Consider the following 18,776-nt stretch of genomic DNA (forward strand, 5'->3'; position numbering starts at 1 on the left):
GCCCATGGCCCGCCACGGCGATCGCATCCCCTTCGGCGACGGCACCCGGCCACTGCGCGCCGGCCTCGTGCGCTGGCCGCTGGCGGCGCTGCTCGTGGTCGCGGCCCATGGCGTCGTCGCCTATGCGGTGCTCGCACGGGTTCCCGACGAGCCGCCGGCCGGCAACGAGCAGGCGCCGATCCTGATCGAACTCGCTGCGCCCGCGGCAACCCCCGACATCGCCTCCACCGAAGCCGTCGCCGAGCCGGAAGCCACCGAGCCGCCGCCCGAGGTCGAGACGCCCGAGCCGGAGCCGGAGCCCGAAATCGAGCCTGAGCCTGAGCCGGAAGAGCAGGTCGAGCCCGAGCCGACCCCCGACCCTGTCCCTCCCGAAGTCGAGGAACCGGAGGTCTCGGAGCCCGAGCCGACGCCTGAGCCCGCGCCCGAACCGGAGCCCGTCGTCGAGGCGGCGCCGGATGTCGTGCCGGTGCCCACCTTCCGCCCGACACCGCCGCCCAAGGTCCGGCAGGCCGTGCGCGAGAAGAAGCAGGAGATCAAGCCGCGCAAGCCCCGCCAGAAGGTCGAGCGCAAGAAGCAGCGACGGCAGGTGAAGAAGGCCGCGCCGCCGCCCTCGACCGCCACCAAGGGGCGCAAGCAGCGGCAGGTCTCGCAAGGAGCGACGGTCTCGCGCTCGGCCCTGACAAGCTGGCGCAACGCGGTGCAAGCCCGGCTCAACCGCTACAAGCGCAGCCCGCGCGGCGGCGGGTCCGGCACCGTGACGGTTTCCTTCCGCATGGATGGCAACGGTCGCGTCACCTCGGTGCGGGTCGCCCGTTCGGCGGGTCGTATCCTCGACGATGCGGCGGTCTCGCTGCTGCGACGGGCCAGCCCGTTCCCCGCGCCGCCCGGCGGCAAGGGGGTTTCGCTGACGGTGCCGATCCGCTTCCGGTAAGCTCGCATTGCCGCGCGGACCGGCGTGCCCGCCCCAATCGAAGAAACACGCGACCGGACGGGCGCCGCGGCAGCCGCCGTGTCGTCCGTCACGGCGCTCCAGAGATGAAGACGAGGCCCCGATGCTTGCGCGGTTCTTTTCCTATTATGCCCCGTGGCGCGGCCTGTTCGTTCTCGATTTCGGCTGCGCGGTGCTGGCCGGCCTTCTGGAGCTCGCCTTCCCGATCGCGGTGAAGGTGTTCATCGACACGCTGCTGCCCAGCGGCGAATGGAACCTGATCATTGCCGCGGCGATCGGGCTCCTGGCGATCTATCTGCTCAATACGGGCCTGATGGCCGTCGTCACCTATTGGGGCCACATGCTCGGCATCAATATCGAGACGGAGATGCGCCGCCGCGCCTTCGACCATCTGCAAAAGCTCTCCTTCGGCTATTTCGACAACCAGAAGACCGGACATCTGGTCGGCCGGCTGACCAAGGATCTGGAGGAGATCGGCGAGATCGCCCATCACGGGCCCGAGGACCTGTTCATCGCGGTGATGACCTTCCTCGGCGCCTTCGTCCTGATGCTGTTCGTCCATGTCGAGCTGGCGCTGATCACCGCCATCGTCGTGCCGGTCGGCACGATCCTGACCGTGCGCTACGGTGCCCGCATGACCGACACCTGGCGCGCGATCTACAGCAGCGTCGGCGCCTTCAACGCCCGCATCGAGGAGAATGTCGGCGGCATTCGAGTCGTCCAGGCTTTCGCCAACGAGGATCACGAGCGCGCGCTCTTTGCCCGCGACAACGCACAATATCGCGGCCGCAAGCTGGACGCCTATCGCATCATGTCGGTCAGCCAGTCGCTGAACTACCTGTCGATGCGGCTGACCCAGGTGATCGTCATGGTCGCCGGCACCTATTACGTCATCGAGGGCGACCTGACGAATGGCGGCTTCGTCGGCTTCCTGCTTCTGGTCGGCGTGTTCTTCCGCCCGGTCGAGAAGATCGCCGCCGTGCTGGAGAGCTATCCGAAGGGCATTGCCGGCTTCCGCCGCTATTGCGACTTCCTCGACACCGAGCCCGACATCGTCGACCGGCCCGGCGCCCGCGCCGTCGACAGGCTCGCCGGCGACATCCGCTTCTCGAACGTCCACTTCACCTATTCGACGGGCCACCCGGTGCTGAACGGCATCGACCTGTCGGTGAAGGCCGGCGAGACGATCGCCTTCGTCGGCCCCTCCGGCGCCGGCAAGACGACGATCTGCGCGCTGGTGCCGCGCTTCTACGATCTGGTCGAGGGCGCCATCACCATCGACGGCATCGACATCCGGGACATGCAGCTTGCGGCGCTGCGCAGCCATATCGGCGTCGTGCAGCAGGACGTCTTCCTGTTCGGCGGCACCATCCGCGACAACGTCGCCTATGGGCGGCTCGATGCCGGCGACGCCCAGATCTGGGAGGCGCTGGAACGCGCCCATCTCGCCGACACCGTGAAGCGCCTGCCGGACGGCCTTGAGACCATCGTCGGCGAGCGCGGCCTGAAGCTGTCGGGTGGCCAGAAGCAGCGGCTGTCCATCGCCCGCATGTTCCTCAAGGATCCGGCGATCCTGATCCTCGACGAGGCGACCTCGGCGCTCGACACGGCGACGGAGCGCGCCATCCAGACAGCGCTCGCCGAGCTCGCCAGGGGCCGCACCACGCTGGTCGTCGCCCACCGCCTGTCGACCATCCGCCACGCCGACCGCATCGTCGTCGTCGAGGCCGGCCGGATCGTCGAGGAGGGGGCGCATGACGCCTTGCTGCAGCAGGACGGAGCGTATCGCCGGCTGGTGCTGGCGCAGGAACAGGACGTCCTGCGGCCGGCGATCCTCGCAGCGGAATGACAGGTCCGGGCGGGCTGCGGCCCGCCCCTCTCAGGCCGTTCGGAAGATGCCTCTACGGCTAGCGATGCACGCCGCCGGCCGCCGGCTCGGCCTCGCCGCGCCAGTAGGCAACGACCAGATGGTCGCGCGCCTTCAGGCCCCAATGGCGGCGGCAATGGTGGCGCAGCCGCTTGAACGCCTTGAACTCGCAGCCGATCCACACCGACGTACCGGCCTCCGACGGCCAGTCGAGCGCCACGACGGCCTCTTCCAGGAGCGTTGTCGTCCCGGCAGCCCGGCCTTCGCGGTTCAGCCAGACCACTTCGAAGCCCGCCGGATGGGCGAGCGGCTGGATCTCGCCGGCATCCTCGACCTCGATGATCGCCGTGCCGACGGCATCGGCCGGCATTTCCTCCAGCATCCGGGCGATCGCCGGCAGGGCGGTCTCGTCGCCGGCCAGCAACATGCGCTCGGCCGGGACCGCGCCGCCGCCGCCCGGACCGATCATTCCCACCGGATCGCCGGGCCGGACGGTGCGGGCCCAGTCGGACCCAGGGCTTTCGCCGTCATGCAGCACGATATCGATGTCGACGAAGCCGGCACCGGGGTCGATGTGACGGATCGTGTAGGTCCGCAGCACCAGCTTGTCCTCGCCTTCCGGCCAGGCCGGAATGCCCGACGGCACAGCACTCGGCCACACCGGCTTGCGCCCCTTCGGCGGGATCAAGATCTGGATGTGCAGCCCGCCGCTTTGGAACCGCGCCAGATCATGGCCGGTCAGGCGCACCCGGCGCAGCTTCGGCGTCACCTGCCACGCATCGACGACCCGCATTTCGCGGAACTGCGGCAGCTCGGACGTGCCCTCGCCGTCGCCCGACCATGCGATCTCGACATCGGGGCCGAAGAATTCGCGCATGTTCCAGGCGATGAGATATTTCATGTTGGCAAGCGCGCCGCGGTCGCTGGCATCGGCGCAGGCGGCCAGCGCCTCGCCCCGGCCCTCGATCCGCGCCCGCGCGCCATAGAGGTCCAGCGCCAGACCGTCGCCCGGCTGGCGGGACGGCGGCATGTGATCGGCGAGAATGCCGGCGAGATGATCGAGGAAGCCGGCGGGGGTCTGGGTGGCGATCTCCACCGCGGCGCAGAACTTGGTTTCCGCGTCGCGCGCGGGGTCGTCGTCACCGTCGGGCACGCGAGACGTCACCATGTGAGGCCTCGAAACCGGACCGCCGCACAGGACCGGACGCGGATGCTGCACGGCCGTTTCGACCAGCCGATGCCGCTCCGATGAATGTCGGTCATGTCCGTTCCCCGTGTTTGCCCCCGTCAGGGCGGGTATAATAACATGACTTTCATAGTCAAGTTCGAGAGACCAACGAGGGAACGGACCGCCGGCCTTCTGCGTCTTCCCCCCAAAAGCGGACGTCGAACAGAAGGATAGCCAGATGACGAGTTCCATTCCCGCCCAGCACCAGGACGCCACGCCGGGCCGCGAGACCGAGATGACGCCGGCGCCGGACTACATGCCCCGCTACCCGAGCTCCGGGCGGCTGGACGGCAAGGTGGCCCTGATCACCGGCGGCGACAGCGGCATCGGGCGCGCCTCGGCGGTGCTGTTCGCCCGCGAGAAGGCCAATGTCGCAATCCTCTATCTTGAGGAGGACGAGGACGCCGAGGAGACGAAGAACGCCATCGAGGCGGAGGGCGCCGAGTGCCTGCTGATCCGCGGCGACGTGCGCGAAAAGGCGTTCTGCACCGACGCCGTGAAGCGGACCGTCGAGGCGTTCGGCGGGCTGGACGTGCTGGTCAACAACGCCGCCCACCAGATGGAGGAGAACGACCTGCAGAACCTCTCGCAGGCCGAGCTCGCCAAGCATTTCGAGACCAATGTCTACGGCTATGTCTACATGATGCAGGCGGCACTGGATCACCTGCCGGACGGCGCGGCCATCGTGAACGTGACCTCGGTGAACAGCTACAAGGGGAACGATTCCCTGATCGCCTATTCCTCCACCAAGGGTGCGATCACCGCCCTCACCCGTTCGATGGCCAGCAACCTCCTCGACCGCAAGATCCGCGTGAACGGTGTTGCGCCGGGGCCGGTCTGGACGCCGTTCATTCCCATGTCGATGCCGGCCGACAAGGTCGAGGGGTTCGGCGAGCAGGCCCCGATGAAGCGGGCCGGGCAGCCCAACGAGATCGCCCCGTCCGTGCTGTTCCTCGCCTGCCAGGACTCCTCCTACATGACCGGCCAGGTCCTTCACCCGAATGGTGGCTACATCGTCGGGGCCTGACGGCGTGACGCTCCCGGACGGGACACGAGGCACGGTTCCGATGGCCGCTGCGCCAGAGAAACGGTTGCCGCGTTGTCCCGTCTGCCGCGCCCGCGACATGCGGGTCACCGAACGCGCCGCCCGCCATGATGCGGCCTGGCGCGAATGCGGCCATTGCGGTCTTCTCGCAGACGTGGACGCCCTCGCATCGGGGCGGTTGCCGGCCCTGATCGATGCCCGCCTGGGCGGCGAGCGCTTCATCCTTGCGCCGAACGATCCGTTCTTCGTCGAAAGCTACAGCGCACGGACACTGGCGCTGTCACGTGGGTTCGTCGCCAGTCCCGTAGGCGACGAACAGCGGGCAGCCCTGCGCAATCCCTATACGGACTGCCCGGCCATCGCCGACCTCCGTCCGCTCGCCGCGTCTCCGGCGGTCCCGGTCTCGCTCGTCGTCATCTGCCGTCCCGGCGACTTGAGCAATCTGCGCGATCAGCTCGGCCCGGTCGCCAGCGTCCTCGACGATCTCTGCCTCGTCGTCGACGAACCGGCCGCGGCCGACCTCATGCCGCCGGCCGACTGGCCCGACACGATCAGCATTCTGCAACGACCCCTCGCCGGCGATTTCGCGGCCCAGCGCAATGCCGGACAGGAGATGGCCCGGCACGACTGGGTGCTGCAGCTTGACGCCGACGAAACCGTGGAGGGGGAAGCGCTCGCGACCCTCGGCCATGTCGCGGCCCTTGCCGACGCGGGCGGTAGCCTCTCCGTCGGGCTGGCGCGCCGCAACCGGGTGGACGGAGTCTTCGCCGACCTCTTCCCCGACATCCAGTACCGCCTGAACCGTCGCTCCGTGTGCTACGCGGGCAAGGTGCATGAACGGCCGGCACTCGCCGGCGGCTGGCGCGACAGCTTCATCGCCCCGAACCTCGTCATCGAGCACCATCTGTCCCGGGCCCATGTCGAACGACGCTCCGAGCGCTACGAGGCGTTGCAGCCCGGCAAGGGCCGCCTGTTCGAGCGCGACGCGCTGCTGACGCCCTATGCCGACTGACGCCGGAACGCCCTCGCCGCTTCGTAGAGCGCCAGCGTCTCCTTGCCGAGCGTTTTGCGGGTAAAGCGCCCCGCCGCCGCCACCGCCCGGCGATGGAGTTGCAGGCGCAGGTCGGCATCGCCCAGGGCCGGGCGCAGGACATCGGCAAGGGCCGCGCCGGAGGCGTCGGCGGCCAGGAGACCGGCCCCACTGTCGCCGACGACCTGACGGGCGGATGGGTCCGCGGACAGCCCGATCACCGGTCGCCCGAAGGCCAGCGCCTCCTGGTAGACGAGGCCGAAGGATTCGTAGCGCGATGGCGCGACGACCAGGTCGGCCTCCCGGTAGGCCGCATCGAGCGCAGCGTCGTCGAGCCGGCCGTGCAGCATGAGGCAGGACCGGGCGCGATCGTCGAGAGGCGGCAGCTCTTCCGCGCCGATCCCGACGAGATCGAGCCGGAAGTGCGGCAACGCTCCGGTGGAGACGTCGTCGGCAAGGATCGACAGCGCCCCCATCAGGCAATCGAAGCCCTTGCGCGCCTCCACGCGGCCGACAAAGAGCAGGCGCAGCTCCTCTCCCGCCGGCGGATAGGGCGCCCCGGCCGCGCGCGCCAGACGCTCCGGCGGCAGCGACAGGCCGATGACCGCCTGCGGCGAGGCCGCGTCGAGCTCGTAGAGGGCCCGCACCTTCTCGCCATGGCTTTGCGTGTTGAAGATATGGCCGGCCGAGCGCCGGGCGGTCGCCGCCTCCAGCCGGCAGGCATAGCGCCCGTCGAACCGATCGCGCAGGCCGCCGGAGATGGCCCCGGTCGAGATCGCCGGGGTGGAATGGCGGGTGACGAAGGGCAGGTCCGGGATGCGGCTGGCGAACGCCCCCGGCGCGTACCAGTTCGTCGCCTCCAGGCAGTCGAAGGGCCTCTGTCGATGATCCGCCGCGATGCGGGCCGCGAACCAGCGCGGCGCCACCAGATGGCCGATCGCTGCCCGTCGCCGCAGCCAGGGGCCGGCCCCGCCTTCGGGCGGCAGGCAGCCGATCACCCGCACGCCCCCGATCACTTCGCTGCCCTGCCGGTCCAACGTGTAGACATGGGCCTCCGCGCCGGCCGCCGCGAGGCTTTCGGCGATCTCGCGGGCGGCGACGGCAAGGCCGCTGGCGCTCGGCGGATAGTCCCAGGCGATCAGCGCGGTGCGAAGCCGGCTCATCGGGCCAGAAGCTCGCGATAGAGCCGCAGATAATCCTCCGCCATCCGCCTGGCGGTGAACCGCGCCTCGAAGCGCGCACGGATCGCATCACGGTCGAGAGTGCCGATTTTCCGCAGCGCCGCCGCCGCCTCGGCCTCGTCACGCACCACGAAGCCGGTGACGCCATCCTCGACGATCTCGGGCACCGAGCCCCGGTCGAAGGCGATCACCGGCGTGCCGCAGGCCATTGCCTCGATCATCACGAGGCCGAAGGGTTCGGGCCAGTCGATGGGAAACAGCAACGCCGTCGCCGCCCCGAGCAGTGCCTGCTTGCCCGCATCGTCCACCGGACCGACGAACCGGGCGTCCCCGCCGAGCAGCGGCGCGACCCTCTCGTCGAAATAGGTGGGATTGCCGACGTCGACGGCCCCGGCCAGCCGGATCGGCATGCCCGCAGCCTGTGCGATGCGGATGGCGGCATCCGGCTGCTTCTGGTCGGTCATCCGGCCGACGAAGGCGGCATAGCCCCCGTCGCCCGGCCCTGCGCGATAGCGGCTCTCGTCGAGGCCATGATGCACCACGCCGGCGCGGTTGGCGGCCGGAATCCGGTCGAGCTGGCTTTGCGAGATGCCGGCCACAGGCAGGTCGGGGAAGGCCGCGAAGAACAGCTCCCGGTCGAGTTCGTCGACACGCCAGTGAATGGTGGTCAGCGAATGCCGCCGCCGCTCGCCCAAGAGCGCCGCATGGAAGAACTCGCCATGGCAGTGGACGATGTCGAAATCGCTTAGCCGTCTGCGCAATTCCTCCATCTGGACCGCCTCGAGAACCTGCGGGATCGAGGGCGGCACCGCCCCGTGGCGCTCTTCCAGCCCCTTGAGGCTCGGCAGCGTGCCGATGCGCGGAATGTCGCACCTGCTGTCGGAGGGGGCGAAGAGGGTGACGGAGACCCCCAGTGAATCCAACGCCTTGGACAGATCGTGAACGATCCGTTCCGTCCCGCCGGACAGATCCGGGGGCGTAGGAAAAATGTTAGGGGCGACCTGAGCGACTCGAAGCGGTTTCATCGCCGGCCATATGGGCGGTCAGACCAATTCGTCAGTATCCAAACGGAAGAGGTAGGCGCCTTGTTCGTCGTACACGTCGCTCTTCAGGGCTGCCTCCGGGCAACCGATGTCAGCTATGGCCTGACCCCGGACACGGGCGGCCACATCAAATATCTGCTCGAGCTTGTGGCGGCCCAGGCCAGGACGCCCGGCATCGACCGTATCGTCATCGCCACGCGCGGCTTCGACAGCGAGTATGGCGACGAGTACCGGCCGGGCTGGGAGCGGATCGACGACAAGGTCGAGATCCTCCGGCTGCCGACCGATCGTCCCGAATATCTGGCGAAGGAAGAACTCTTCACCGAGACCGCGAGCTTCGCCGAGCATCTGCTGGAATGGCTCGGCGATCAGCCCGAGGCGCCGACCTGCCTGCACGCCCATTACGCCGATGCCGGGACCGTCGCCGAGCTGGTGCGCGCGAAGACCGGCATTCCGTTCCTGTTCACCGGCCATTCGCTCGGTCGCGTCAAGCGCGCGGCGATGAGGACCGGCGAGATCCCGGCGGAAACCGCCGCCGTCCTCGACCGGCGCATTGCCATCGAGGAACGGACCTTCGCGGCCGCCGACCTCGTCATCGCCTCGTCGCGCGACGAGGCCGAGGTCCAGTACGCCGCCTATGACAGCTACGAGCCGGGCAAGATCCGGATCATCGAGCCCGGCAGCGATCTCGACGCCTATCGCGGCGCGACCACCACCGAAGCCGTCGACGCGATGATCGCGCCCTTCCTGCGCGAACCGGACAAGCCGGTCGTCCTGGCGATCGCCCGCCCGGTCGCCAAGAAGAACCTGCCAATGCTCGTCGAAGCCTTCGGCCGCGATCCCTGGCTGCGCGAGAACGCCAATCTGGTGATCGTCGCCGGCACCCGCGGCGATCTCTGCGAGCTCGGCGAGGAAGCCGCCGGCCAGATGCGGGCGATCCTCGAGGCCATCGATCGCCACGACCTCTATGGCCGCGTCGCGGTGCCCAAGACACATCGACCGGCAGACATCCCGGCCCTCTACGCCCATGCCCGCGCCCGCGGCGGCATTTTCGTCAATCCGGCGCTGAACGAGCCCTTCGGCCTGACGCTGCTCGAAGCGGCGGCAAGCGGGCTGCCGCTCGTGGCCACCGACAGCGGCGGGCCGAACGACATCATCGAGCGCTGCAACAACGGCCGCCTCGTCAACCCGCACGAACCTGACGCCATCGCCGGCGCCTGCCGCGCCATTCTCGAGGAACCGGCGCTTCACGCGACCTACGCCGCCAACGGCGCCAGGGCCGTAGATGCCTATGACTGGACGCGGCATGCCGAGCGCTGCCGGCAACTGGTCGAACGGCTGGTCGCCGGTGCGAAGCCGGCGCAGATCATCCACCAGCCGCAGCTGCTCGTCTGCGACATCGACAACACGCTGACCGGCTCGGACGCCTGCATCCAGGCCTTCACCCGCTGGCATGCCCGCGAGACCGCGCTCGACTTCGCGGTCGCGACCGGACGCTCGCTGCACAGCGCGCTCTCGATCCTCGAACAGCAGGCCGCGCCGAACCCCAAAATCATCATCTCCTCGGTCGGCACCGAGATCTATTTCCTCGAGCCGAACGGCGTCACCTACCGCCGCGACCGCGACTGGAGCCGGCGCATCGCCACCGGCTGGCAGCGCCGGCGGATCGCCGCGGCGCTGGCCGACTATCCGGGCATCGCTCCGCAGGCGCCGCTGGAGCAGCGCGCCTTCAAACTGAGCTATCTGGCCGAGGGCGACCGCAGCATCGTCGCCGGCATCCGGGCGCATCTCCAGCGCCGCGGACTGGCCGCCGCCGTCATCCACAGCCATGGCCGCTATCTCGACATCCTGCCGGTCACCGCGTCGAAGGGCGCGGCGATCACCTATCTGCGCCAGCGCCTGTCCCTGCCCGACGAGGCGGTCTTTGCGGCCGGCGACAGCGGCAACGATATCGAGATGCTGCGCTCGGTGCCGCAGTCGATCATCGTGGCGAACTATTCCGACAGTCTCGCCAGCCGGTCGGACCTTTCCCATTCCTATGTCGCGCGGCAGAGCCATGCCCGCGGCATCATCGAGGGCGTGACCCATTTCCGGAGCCGCGCCGGACGGGCGCCGATCCAGTGACGACCAGCCTTCTCACCCTGACGCGCAACCGGCGGCGGCATCTGTTGAACCTGATGGAGAGCCTGCGCCGGCAAAGCCGCAAGCCGGATGAACTCGTCATCGCCTGCATGCAACCGGCGATCGAGCCGGACCTGCCGGAGATCGGCATCCCTGTGCGCCAGTTCACGGTGCCGGGCGACGACCTGCCCCTGGCCGCCGCGCGCAATCGCGCCGCCGAGGCGGCGACGGGCGAGACGCTGATCTTCCTCGATGTGGACTGCGTCGCCGCACCCGGCCTCGTCGACCGCTTCACCGATGCCTGCGCTGAGACCGACGGCTTCTTTCTCGGCGAGGTCCTGTATCTGCCGGGCGGCGCCATCGACGGCGCGCTGGATTTCGACGCGCTCGACGCCGTCGGCATCGTGCACCCGTCCAAGCCCGACATGCCTCGCACCGGCCTGCGGCGCGAGGCGAATACGGGCGAGTTCTGGGGTCTGTCCTTCGCGGTGCGCAAGGCCACCTGGGCGCGGCTTGGCGGCATGGACGAACGCTTCGTCGGCTATGGCGGCGAGGAGACCGACCTTGCCGCGCGTCTCGATCCGGCCGGCGTGCCGCTCTACTGGACGGCCGGGGCCCGTGCCTATCATCAGCACCACACGGTCCATGTGCCGCCGCTGCCGCATTTCGACGCCATTCTGGCCAATGCCCGCCGCTTCCACGCCAAGCATCGGCGCTGGTGCATGGATTATTGGCTCGGCCAGTTCGCCGAGCGGGGCCTGATCGAATGGGACCCGGCCGGCGACGAGATCGTCGCGCGGCGCCGGCCGACACCCGAAGAGTTGGCAGCCGCCCGCCAGCCGGACAGCGTCCGCTTCAGCTAGGGCACGAAGCGGACGCCGGACGGGGCTTCCTGCGTCCTAGCCGGTGGCCGCCAGCGGCTGCTGGCCCTCGCCCCACAATTCGTCTGTCAGGCTTTCCAGCCAGTTTGCCGCTCTCTGTGCGGCATCCTTGCGGTAGAGCGGTGCGATCCGCGCCGGGTCGAGCTGTCGCGCCTCCTCCATCAGGCCCTGCCAGCCGGCGAGATCGCCTGGCCAGCGCTGTGCGTGAACGGCGGCGCCCACCGCGGCCATCGCCTCGGCCTTGCGGGTCTGCTCGTTGAAGTAGCGCCATTCCGGGGCGATCACGAGCGGCCGGCCGACCCGCGCGATTTCGGTGACCGTATTGTCCCCCGCCGACGCCACGACGATATCGGCCGCCGCCAGATAGTCGGTGACGTTCGACACCCAGCCGAGTTCGCGCAGATTGGAAAAGTCGGTCTCGTGGCCCTCCTTGAGCGTCGGCCCGAGCACCAGCCAGTCGGCCTCCGGCAGGGCGCGCGCGCCGACGGTGAGCGGCGCATAGGGCGTGCCGGCGCCGCCGCCGCCGGTCAGGACGACGATGGTTTCGCGCTCCGGATCGAGGCCCAGCTTGCGCCGCGCCGCCTCGCGCGTCGGCACCGGATCGCGGGTCGTGCAGAGACCGCCCGAATAGAAGGTCTTGGCGCGCAGATGCGCCGGATAATCGTCCTGTTCGAGGCTCTCGTCGAAAGGCGCCAGCATGCCGACGCTGGATTCGTAGCTGGCGATGTGGCCGGTATCCGAGCGGTCGCCATGCATGCGGATCTGCACCGCCGGGACCGAGGCGATCCGCGACAGGAGCGCGATCTCCGACGAGACGTCCACGACGAACAGCCCGACGTCACGTGCATCGAGATGATCGATAATGGCGCGCATCGTGCCGCGCATTTCCTTCAGACCCAAGGGCACGCAGTGCAGCGCCGGCGGTGTCGGCTCGGCATAGAGCCGCTCCGTCGGCACGCCGGCGCCGATCATGTTCGGCAGCGTGATCAGCTCGATGTGCCGCGAGAAGCCCTCGAACAGATGCGGTCCCGCGGTCAGCACGGAGACCGGCCGCGTACGCGAAAACGCCTCGACCAGCGCCATCGTCCGGTTGGCATGCCCGCGCCCCTGGTGATGCACGAAAAACGCGATCGGCCTGGTCATGCCCGGCCCTCCCGCTGGATGAGGGACCGCGGGTCGGTGCGGCTCGCGAAATGGATGTCGAACGCTGCCATGTCGTGCTTTCGATCAATGGGAAACAGGACATGGCAGGTAGCGCGGCGGCCCGGCACGGCTGCCGATTCATGGTCGCGGCAAACGAAAATTCCGCATCGCGGGAGCAGCCAGAACACGAATATGCCGCCGCAACGGCAGGACACTTCGCGAAAGCGACGATGCGTCGCGGTCAGGAAAGCGGATGCAGCCGCGCCCGGCCCTCGTCCTGCATCCGCTCGAAAAACGCCCGTTCGCGGTTCCAGCGATGTCCGTCCCAGCCGTCGAAGCCGAAGCCGTAGACGTCGATCGGGCCGCCGAACGTCTCGAGCGCCCAGAGGAGCGCGATGAGACCGGTGGACGGTGCGCTCATGTCGCGTTGCGGCCGCGTATAGCCGATGACGCCGCATGCCCGCAGGAAAATGTCGACGCCGACCGGTGTCACGGCCCGGCCATCCGCACGCAGCATCGCTTCCGCCTCCGGCGCCCAGTTGCGCGCATCGGGGACTTTGCGTTCGGCCTCGGTGAGGGGCGGCGCGATCAGATCGTCCTTCGCCGGATGGATCGGCAGCAGGATTTCGCCGGCCTGCGCCAACGCCGCACGTGCGAGAAAGTCCGGATCGTCCAGCCATTCCCGCATCTGCCCGCCGCAATTGATCAGGAAGAGATGGGTCGTGCGACTGCCATTGACCCCGCCGAGGCCGAAGCAATTGTTGATGCGGATGACGCTGTCGCTGGCGTCGATCGCGGCGGAGCGGTCCCGCTCGTGCGGGGCGTTGCCGACAAGGCTGATGCTGGGCTGGGTCATGGCAGGCCGGGTTTTTCGATTGCGGGCGAAGGCGCGTGGCAACAGCGATGCAGCGCGCGCTAGGTTCCACGCGGATGTGCGGCCCGCTGTCGCCGTCCTCAGCTCTTCTTGCGGGTCGGCGCGTGGAAATCCGGCGGCTTGCCGGCGATCCACCCGAGGAACCGCGCAATGTCGGGATGCTGCGACAGGGGGATCCCGTCCGCCGTCATCCGGTCGAGCTCCGCATTGGTGAAGCTGGCATGGATGGTGCGATGGCAGATCGGATGGACCGGAACGACCTGTCGTCCGCCGCGGCTCTTGGGCTGCGGATGATGCCATTCGATGCGGCGGCCCAGCGGCCGGCCGCACAGCCAGCACTCCTCCGCCTCGTCACGCCTGCCCTTCTGCCCCGCCATGCGCGCTATCTAGGTGCGGCGTGCCGTGGCGCCAATCGCCGGAGGCGACGCGTTCGGCAGGACATGATGTCACGGTTTTGCTGCAGCCAGTCCGGCGTGTTTCTGCTAGGTCGAACAAACGCCGAACCGCCACGCCCAGGTGCGCGCCGCGCGGAGCCTTAGCCCGCCGGCGCGACCGCGCAGGGCGGAATGTCGGACGGATGTGGTGACGACGGCAGGCGGATGGACGAGGCGCCCCCAGACAACGCGATCGTGCGGGAAACGCACATGCCGGCGGTGGACGACGCGCCGGACGCGCAGCCCGTCGCGACCGTCAGGCAGCGCAAGATCATCCATATCGACATGGACGCCTTCTATGCCTCGGTCGAGCAGCGGGACGATCCGTCCCTGCGCGGACGCCCCGTCGCGGTCGGCGGCTCGCGCGAACGCGGCGTCGTGGCGGCGGCAAGCTACGAGGCGCGGGTGTACGGCGTGCGCTCCGCCATGCCCTCGGTCACCGCGCGGCGGCGCTGCCCCGACCTGATCTTCGTCAAGCCACGCTTCGAGGTCTACAAGGCGATCTCGGCCGAGATCCGGGCGATCTTCGCCGAGCACACGCCGATCATCGAGCCACTGTCTCTGGATGAGGCTTATCTCGACGTCACCGAGAACCTCCACGACATCCCCTCCGCCACGCAGATCGCGGAGATGATCCGCGCGCGCATCCGGGAGGTGACCGGGCTGACCGCCTCGGCCGGCGTGTCCTACAACAAGTTCCTCGCCAAGCTGGCCTCCGACTACCGCAAGCCGGACGGGATCTTCGTTGTCACGCCGGCCATGGGTCCGGGCTTCGTCGAGGATCTTCCGGTCGGCCGATTCCATGGCGTCGGTCCGGCAACGGCCGCCAAGATGCAGCGCTTCGGCATTCACACCGGGCGCGACCTCCGCGACAAATCGCTGCCCTTCCTGCAGGAGCATTTCGGCAAGACCGGCCCCTATTACTATTCCATCTCGCGCGGCGTCGACGAACGCCCGGTGCGCGCCAATCGCATCCGCAAGTCGGTCGGCGCGGAAAACACCTTCGGCGCCGATCTCTTCGCCTTCGACGAGATGCGCGAGGCGCTGCAGCCAATCCTCGACAAAGTCTGGCGCTATTGCGAAACCAGCACCATTCGCGGCCGCACGGTCACGCTGAAGGTCAAGTTTGCCGATTTCCAGCAGATCACCCGCGCCCGCTCCGCGGTCCAGCCGGTTGCCTCGCGCGACGATCTCGAGCGCATCGCCCTGGCTCTCCTCGGCGCGGCCATGCCCTTCGACAAGGGGGTGCGGCTCCTCGGCGTCGCCCTCTCATCGCTCATACGCGAGGGTATGCCGGACGACACGCCGACGCAGTTCAGCCTGCCGCTTTGAACCAGAGCGCGCGAACGACAACGCCGGCCCCGTCGCCGCCAAGGGCGGTACGAGACCGGCGCGTGCCGCATCGGATATCAAGGAGTGCCGGGTGGGAATTGTCCCGCCCGGCACGTTTCAGGCTCAGATCTGTTCGGTCTGGGCGCCGGAATTCGGCTTGGCCTTGCCGAGCGTCGGCTTCTGGCCGAGCGGCTCCGGCTGCGCCTTGACCGAGAACTCGCCGCGGCCGTCCAGGGACGGACCGGAGGCCCAGCGACCCTGCGGGGCGTCTTCGTCGAGATGCGTGTTGAGGTAGTAGTAGGAGTGCTCGGTCGCCTCGTGGCTCTCCGGCGTGGAGTTCGGCACCGGCAGCGACGCCGTCAGGCCGCCCATCTCTTCCAGCACGGCCAGCCACTGCTGCTGGTGCATGGTGTCGCGGGCGATCAGGAAGGACAGCATGTCCTTCATGCCGGCATCCTCGGTCCAGTTGTAGAGCCGCGACGCCAGCACGCGGCCGCCGGCCTCTGCGGTGACATTCGCCATCATGTCGGCGGCGATGTTGCCGGTGGCATAAACATGGCTGAGGTCGAAGGGCACGCCGTTCGCGTTCACCGGCATGGCCGACAGGCCCGAGGACAGGAGATGGCGCGGATTGGCGCCGCCGAGAATGGCGTGGACCACCGGATCCTTGGCCGCTTCCTCCTGCGCGCTCACCGGGGCGCCCTCGAGGTTCAGCGCGACCGCATGGCCGAGGAACTCGATATGGGACAGCTCTTCCGTCGCGGTCGACATCAACAGATTGCGGATGCGGTCGTCACCGCGCGCGCCCATGGCCTGGAAGAAATACTGCATGGCGACGCGGATCTCGCCCTCGATGCCGCCGATCGCCTGCTGCAGGAGCTTGGCGAACTGCGGATCGGGCTTGTCGACGCGGACGGTGTACTGGAGCTTGGACGAATGGTGAAACATGATCTGTCCCTTCAGTTTCAGTGAATCTGGTTCAGTGGGGCCGGCGGATGCCGGGATATCCTGAGATCAGAGGCTGGCCGCCGTGCTGTCCATCCAGGCGCGGTGACGCTCCTCGTCGGCCAGCGCGCTGGCGAAGAACGCCTTGGACTTCGGCACCGCATCGCCATGGTCGGCGGCGCGCTGATAGGCAGCGACGGTGTCGTCCTCGTTGGTCTTCATGGCCTTGAGGATCGTGGCGTCGCCCATGAGGCCGGCCAGCGCGACCTTGCCCGTGGTCAGGACCTGCTTCATGTCGCCCGAGGTCGGCGGATCGAACGAGAGTTCGCGGGCCATCTCATGCAGCACGTCGAGATGCTGCTGGTGATCCTTGCGGAAGGCCGCAACCTGCGTCGCAAGGCTCTTGTCGCTCAGATTCTCGATGCAGGTTTCATATGCCGCGATGGCGTCGTGCTCGAGAATGATGAGATCGCGAACCAGCGACTTGATGTCGGTCTCTGTTCCAACTGTCGTAACCATGATCGTCTCCTTTGTCGGCGCATGCGCGGTTCACCCTGCGAACTGGCGGGTTGATGCGCGGATCGCTCAGCCGAGCGTTCCTCGTTGCCTGACCCGAGAAAGGCGGTGACCGCGTCGAACGTTTCATCCGAGTTGCTTGTGCGGCTAAAGGAAAGGGCATCCGCGGGACGGATAGGTGCCTACGGAGCTGGCGCGCATGCGCGACTAAACTTCCAAGCCGGTAATGAATCCGAGTAGCTCTGAGGAATATATTCGCGTAGGCCGCGACTATACCGGCAGCGCTCTGCGCGGGGCACCATCAAGCGCGGTCGGCGATGGACCATCGCCGACCGCGGATCATAACATGACAAATTTGATCATGATTAATCGCCCAGCGCGCTCGTGGCGCCCTGCCACGGCGATCCGTAATCCTTGCGAAACCTTGCGGGCCGGCAGCGTAGCCGACCTGATCCAAGGATGCGGAAATCGGCATGAAGAAGCGATCCGCCGGCTACGGGTTCGACCGGATCGACCGGATCGACCTGCATGGGGAAGCTCGACGGGGTGGCGCCCGTGTCCGTATCCTCGCCCATGTCCGCGTCCGCAAGCGGGGAACGCGTCAGTCAGTTTTGCCCGAGATAAGTCCGGAGCGTGTCGGCGGTGCCTTTCGCCGCCAGCATGCGCAGCCACTCCGCGAAGGGCTCGGCAAAGCGCGGCTCGTCCTTCAGCCTGCCATAGACGGCTTCCATCGACAGCCAGGCCATCGGGTCGGTTTCGGCGGCCCGGGCCCGTTCGGTCAGGTGATCCCAGTCGGGATCGTTCGGCGCGATCGCCGCGCCGGAATCGGTCACGCCCCGGCAGTAGCGGCACCACAGCGCGCTTTCGAGCGCCAGGCCCGTGGGGCTGCGCCCGGCCTGCAGATTGTCGAGCACCGACGGCACGATGAATTTCGGCTGGCGGTTCGAGCCGTCGAGGCACAGGCGGCGGATGGTATCGCCGATCTTCGGATTGCCGAACCGGCGCTTGATCAGGGCGTAATAGGCGCCGAGATCGGTGTCGGGCACCGGCGGCAGGATCGGCAGGATGTCCTCGGTCTCGACCTTGTCGAGAAAGCGCGCGACGAGATCGGTCTGCATTGCCTCATGGACGAAATGCACATCCAGCAGCCCCGCCGGATAGGCGATGATCGCATGGCCGCCATTGAGGATGCGGATCTTCATATGCTCGTAGGGTGTGACGTCGGGCACGAACTGCACGCCGACCTTCTCCAGCGCCGGGCGGCCGGCGGGAAAATCGTCCTCCAGCACCCATTGCTTGAATTCCTCGCAATAGACCGGCCAGGCGTCGTCGATGCCCAATGTCTCGCGGCAATGGTCGATCTCGCGCTGGCTGGTCGCCGGGGTGATGCGGTCCACCATGCCGTTCGGAAAGGCGACATTCGCCGCGATCCATTCGGCCAGCGCGCCATCCACCAGCCGCGCCATGCCGATGACGGCGCCCGCGCAGACCTTGCCGTTATGGGGAATGTTGTCGCAGGACATCACCGTGAAGGGCGGAACGCCGCGCGCATGCCGCGTCCTCAGCCCCGCGCAGATCAGGCCGAACACCGTCGTCGGCGCCTCGGGGTTCTGCGCGTCGGCGACAATCGCCGGATGGGCCGGATCGAATTTGCCGTCCGGGTCGATGAAATAGCCGCCCTCGGTCACCGTCAGGGAGACGATCCGGATCGCCGGATCCGCGAGCTTTTCGACGATCGCCGGCGTGTCGCCCACCGGCAGCATGTCGATCATCGCGCCGGTCACCCGGGCGCTGGTGCTGGCATTGTCCTGCTCGACGACGGTGGTCAGGTAATCCTGCCCCGCCAGCCTGTCGCGCATGGCCTGGTCGGAGGGCATGACGCCGGCGCCGAGGATCGCGAAATCGTGCCCCTCCCCCATCTCGAACAGGGCGTCGAGATAGACCGCCTGATGGGAGCGATGGAAATTGCCGATGCCGAAATGCACGATGCCGGCACGCAAGCCCGAGCGGTCGTAGCTCGGCACCGCGGCCTTGCCGGCGATGTCGGGAAGATTGGCGGCGCAAAGCCGGACGCTCATGGCAGGTCTCCTCGGGCTGATCGTCGTGGCTGCCAGACGCTCGGCGTGCGCAGGAACGGCAGGACATTGTGCGGGCGCAAACGGTTGCGGGGCGGAGGTCCCGCCGGCC

At 68.3% G+C, this 18,776-nt stretch carries 17 protein-coding genes; 7 read left to right on the top strand and 10 right to left on the bottom strand.

What is annotated here, in order from left to right:
• Positions 1-4 precede the first annotated feature (4 nt).
• Entirely contained in the window at positions 5-931 is a 927-nt protein-coding gene (tolA, locus tag H536_RS23105; protein WP_155898369.1) for a cell envelope integrity protein TolA, read from the top strand.
• A 121-nt stretch (positions 932-1,052) separates the two neighbouring features.
• Positions 1,053-2,798, top strand: coding sequence for an ABC transporter ATP-binding protein (locus H536_RS0103565; protein WP_024349157.1), 1,746 nt, complete (start codon positions 1,053-1,055; stop codon positions 2,796-2,798).
• Between the two features lie 58 nt (positions 2,799-2,856).
• Here the strand turns inward: H536_RS0103565 and H536_RS0103570 are convergent, their stop codons facing one another.
• Entirely contained in the window at positions 2,857-3,984 is a 1,128-nt protein-coding gene (locus H536_RS0103570) for a siderophore-interacting protein (RefSeq protein WP_024349158.1), read from the bottom strand.
• 238 nt (positions 3,985-4,222) lie between these two features.
• Between H536_RS0103570 and H536_RS0103575 the strand changes: the two genes are divergently transcribed.
• Both H536_RS0103575 and H536_RS0103580 read left to right on the top strand, forming a co-directional pair.
• Positions 4,223-5,071, top strand: coding sequence for an SDR family oxidoreductase (locus H536_RS0103575; RefSeq protein ID WP_024349159.1), 849 nt, complete (start codon positions 4,223-4,225; stop codon positions 5,069-5,071).
• Between the two features lie 64 nt (positions 5,072-5,135).
• Entirely contained in the window at positions 5,136-6,101 is a 966-nt protein-coding gene (locus H536_RS0103580; RefSeq protein ID WP_244495393.1) for a glycosyltransferase family protein, read from the top strand.
• On the opposite strand, the gene H536_RS0103585 is transcribed toward H536_RS0103580, so the two are convergent.
• Both H536_RS0103585 and H536_RS0103590 read right to left on the bottom strand, forming a co-directional pair.
• Entirely contained in the window at positions 6,089-7,282 is a 1,194-nt protein-coding gene (locus H536_RS0103585) for a glycosyltransferase family 4 protein (protein WP_024349161.1), read from the bottom strand. The two genes, H536_RS0103580 and H536_RS0103585, sit on opposite strands and share 13 nt — an antisense overlap.
• The gene (locus H536_RS0103590; protein ID WP_029702670.1) at positions 7,279-8,325 is read right to left on the bottom strand and encodes a glycosyltransferase family 4 protein; all 1,047 of its coding nucleotides are present in this window, start codon (positions 8,323-8,325) and stop codon (positions 7,279-7,281) included. Before H536_RS0103590 ends, H536_RS0103585 begins: the two co-directional genes overlap by 4 nt.
• Positions 8,326-8,385: 60 nt before the next feature.
• Between H536_RS0103590 and H536_RS0103595 the strand changes: the two genes are divergently transcribed.
• Positions 8,386-10,467, top strand: a complete 2,082-nt coding sequence (locus H536_RS0103595) for an HAD-IIB family hydrolase (RefSeq protein ID WP_024349163.1) — start codon at positions 8,386-8,388, stop codon at positions 10,465-10,467.
• Positions 10,464-11,327 (top strand): glycosyltransferase family 2 protein, encoded by an 864-nt coding sequence (locus tag H536_RS0103600; RefSeq protein WP_024349164.1) that lies wholly within the window; start codon positions 10,464-10,466, stop codon positions 11,325-11,327. The genes H536_RS0103595 and H536_RS0103600 overlap by 4 nt, the downstream gene beginning before the upstream one ends.
• Positions 11,328-11,363: 36 nt before the next feature.
• On the opposite strand, the gene H536_RS0103605 is transcribed toward H536_RS0103600, so the two are convergent.
• From H536_RS0103605 to H536_RS0103615, 3 genes are all read right to left on the bottom strand, one after another.
• Positions 11,364-12,488: a glycosyltransferase gene (locus H536_RS0103605; protein WP_024349165.1), complete on the bottom strand. Its 1,125-nt coding sequence runs from the start codon at positions 12,486-12,488 to the stop codon at positions 11,364-11,366.
• A 241-nt stretch (positions 12,489-12,729) separates the two neighbouring features.
• Positions 12,730-13,344 (bottom strand): glycosyltransferase family 29 protein, encoded by a 615-nt coding sequence (locus H536_RS0103610; RefSeq protein WP_024349166.1) that lies wholly within the window; start codon positions 13,342-13,344, stop codon positions 12,730-12,732.
• Positions 13,345-13,442: 98 nt separating this feature from the next.
• Complete coding sequence (locus H536_RS0103615) at positions 13,443-13,739, bottom strand: HNH endonuclease (RefSeq protein ID WP_024349167.1); 297 nt, start codon at positions 13,737-13,739, stop codon at positions 13,443-13,445.
• Positions 13,740-14,006: 267 nt separating this feature from the next.
• Here H536_RS0103615 and dinB point away from each other — a divergent pair, with 267 nt between their 5' ends.
• On the top strand, positions 14,007-15,128 hold the full coding sequence (gene dinB / locus H536_RS0103620) for a DNA polymerase IV (RefSeq protein WP_024349168.1): 1,122 nt from the start codon (positions 14,007-14,009) through the stop codon (positions 15,126-15,128).
• 123 nt (positions 15,129-15,251) lie between these two features.
• Here dinB and H536_RS0103625 read toward each other — a convergent pair whose 3' ends face one another.
• From H536_RS0103625 to H536_RS0103635, 4 genes are all read right to left on the bottom strand, one after another.
• Positions 15,252-16,076, bottom strand: coding sequence for a manganese catalase family protein (locus H536_RS0103625; protein WP_024349169.1), 825 nt, complete (start codon positions 16,074-16,076; stop codon positions 15,252-15,254).
• Between the two features lie 66 nt (positions 16,077-16,142).
• Complete coding sequence (locus H536_RS0103630) at positions 16,143-16,592, bottom strand: DUF2383 domain-containing protein (RefSeq protein WP_024349170.1); 450 nt, start codon at positions 16,590-16,592, stop codon at positions 16,143-16,145.
• Positions 16,593-16,954: 362 nt separating this feature from the next.
• Entirely contained in the window at positions 16,955-17,164 is a 210-nt protein-coding gene (locus H536_RS24245) for a hypothetical protein (RefSeq protein ID WP_060576852.1), read from the bottom strand.
• Positions 17,165-17,194: 30 nt separating this feature from the next.
• Complete coding sequence (locus H536_RS0103635) at positions 17,195-18,667, bottom strand: mannitol dehydrogenase family protein (RefSeq protein WP_024349171.1); 1,473 nt, start codon at positions 18,665-18,667, stop codon at positions 17,195-17,197.
• Positions 18,668-18,776: the final 109 nt, after the last annotated feature.

The organism is Aurantimonas coralicida DSM 14790, assembly GCF_000421645.1.
GTDB lineage: Bacteria > Pseudomonadota > Alphaproteobacteria > Rhizobiales > Rhizobiaceae > Aurantimonas > Aurantimonas coralicida.

What these genes read in the sequence shown, in the direction of transcription:
- H536_RS0103590 (WP_029702670.1), bottom strand. Translation starts at nt 8,325, where the DNA reads ATGAAACCGCTTCGAGTCGCTCAGGTCGCCCCTAACATTTTTCCTACG.
- H536_RS0103630 (WP_024349170.1), bottom strand. Translation starts at nt 16,592, where the DNA reads ATGGTTACGACAGTTGGAACAGAGACCGACATCAAGTCGCTGGTTCGC.
- H536_RS0103615 (WP_024349167.1), bottom strand. Translation starts at nt 13,739, where the DNA reads ATGGCGGGGCAGAAGGGCAGGCGTGACGAGGCGGAGGAGTGCTGGCTG.
- H536_RS0103575 (WP_024349159.1), top strand. Translation starts at nt 4,223, where the DNA reads ATGACGAGTTCCATTCCCGCCCAGCACCAGGACGCCACGCCGGGCCGC.
- H536_RS24245 (WP_060576852.1), bottom strand. Translation starts at nt 17,164, where the DNA reads ATGGGCGAGGATACGGACACGGGCGCCACCCCGTCGAGCTTCCCCATG.
- H536_RS0103610 (WP_024349166.1), bottom strand. Translation starts at nt 13,344, where the DNA reads ATGACCCAGCCCAGCATCAGCCTTGTCGGCAACGCCCCGCACGAGCGG.
- H536_RS0103565 (WP_024349157.1), top strand. Translation starts at nt 1,053, where the DNA reads ATGCTTGCGCGGTTCTTTTCCTATTATGCCCCGTGGCGCGGCCTGTTC.
- tolA (WP_155898369.1), top strand. Translation starts at nt 5, where the DNA reads ATGGCCCGCCACGGCGATCGCATCCCCTTCGGCGACGGCACCCGGCCA.
- H536_RS0103570 (WP_024349158.1), bottom strand. Translation starts at nt 3,984, where the DNA reads ATGGTGACGTCTCGCGTGCCCGACGGTGACGACGACCCCGCGCGCGAC.
- H536_RS0103605 (WP_024349165.1), bottom strand. Translation starts at nt 12,488, where the DNA reads ATGACCAGGCCGATCGCGTTTTTCGTGCATCACCAGGGGCGCGGGCAT.
- dinB (WP_024349168.1), top strand. Translation starts at nt 14,007, where the DNA reads ATGCCGGCGGTGGACGACGCGCCGGACGCGCAGCCCGTCGCGACCGTC.
- H536_RS0103625 (WP_024349169.1), bottom strand. Translation starts at nt 16,076, where the DNA reads ATGTTTCACCATTCGTCCAAGCTCCAGTACACCGTCCGCGTCGACAAG.
- H536_RS0103585 (WP_024349161.1), bottom strand. Translation starts at nt 7,282, where the DNA reads ATGAGCCGGCTTCGCACCGCGCTGATCGCCTGGGACTATCCGCCGAGC.
- H536_RS0103635 (WP_024349171.1), bottom strand. Translation starts at nt 18,667, where the DNA reads ATGAGCGTCCGGCTTTGCGCCGCCAATCTTCCCGACATCGCCGGCAAG.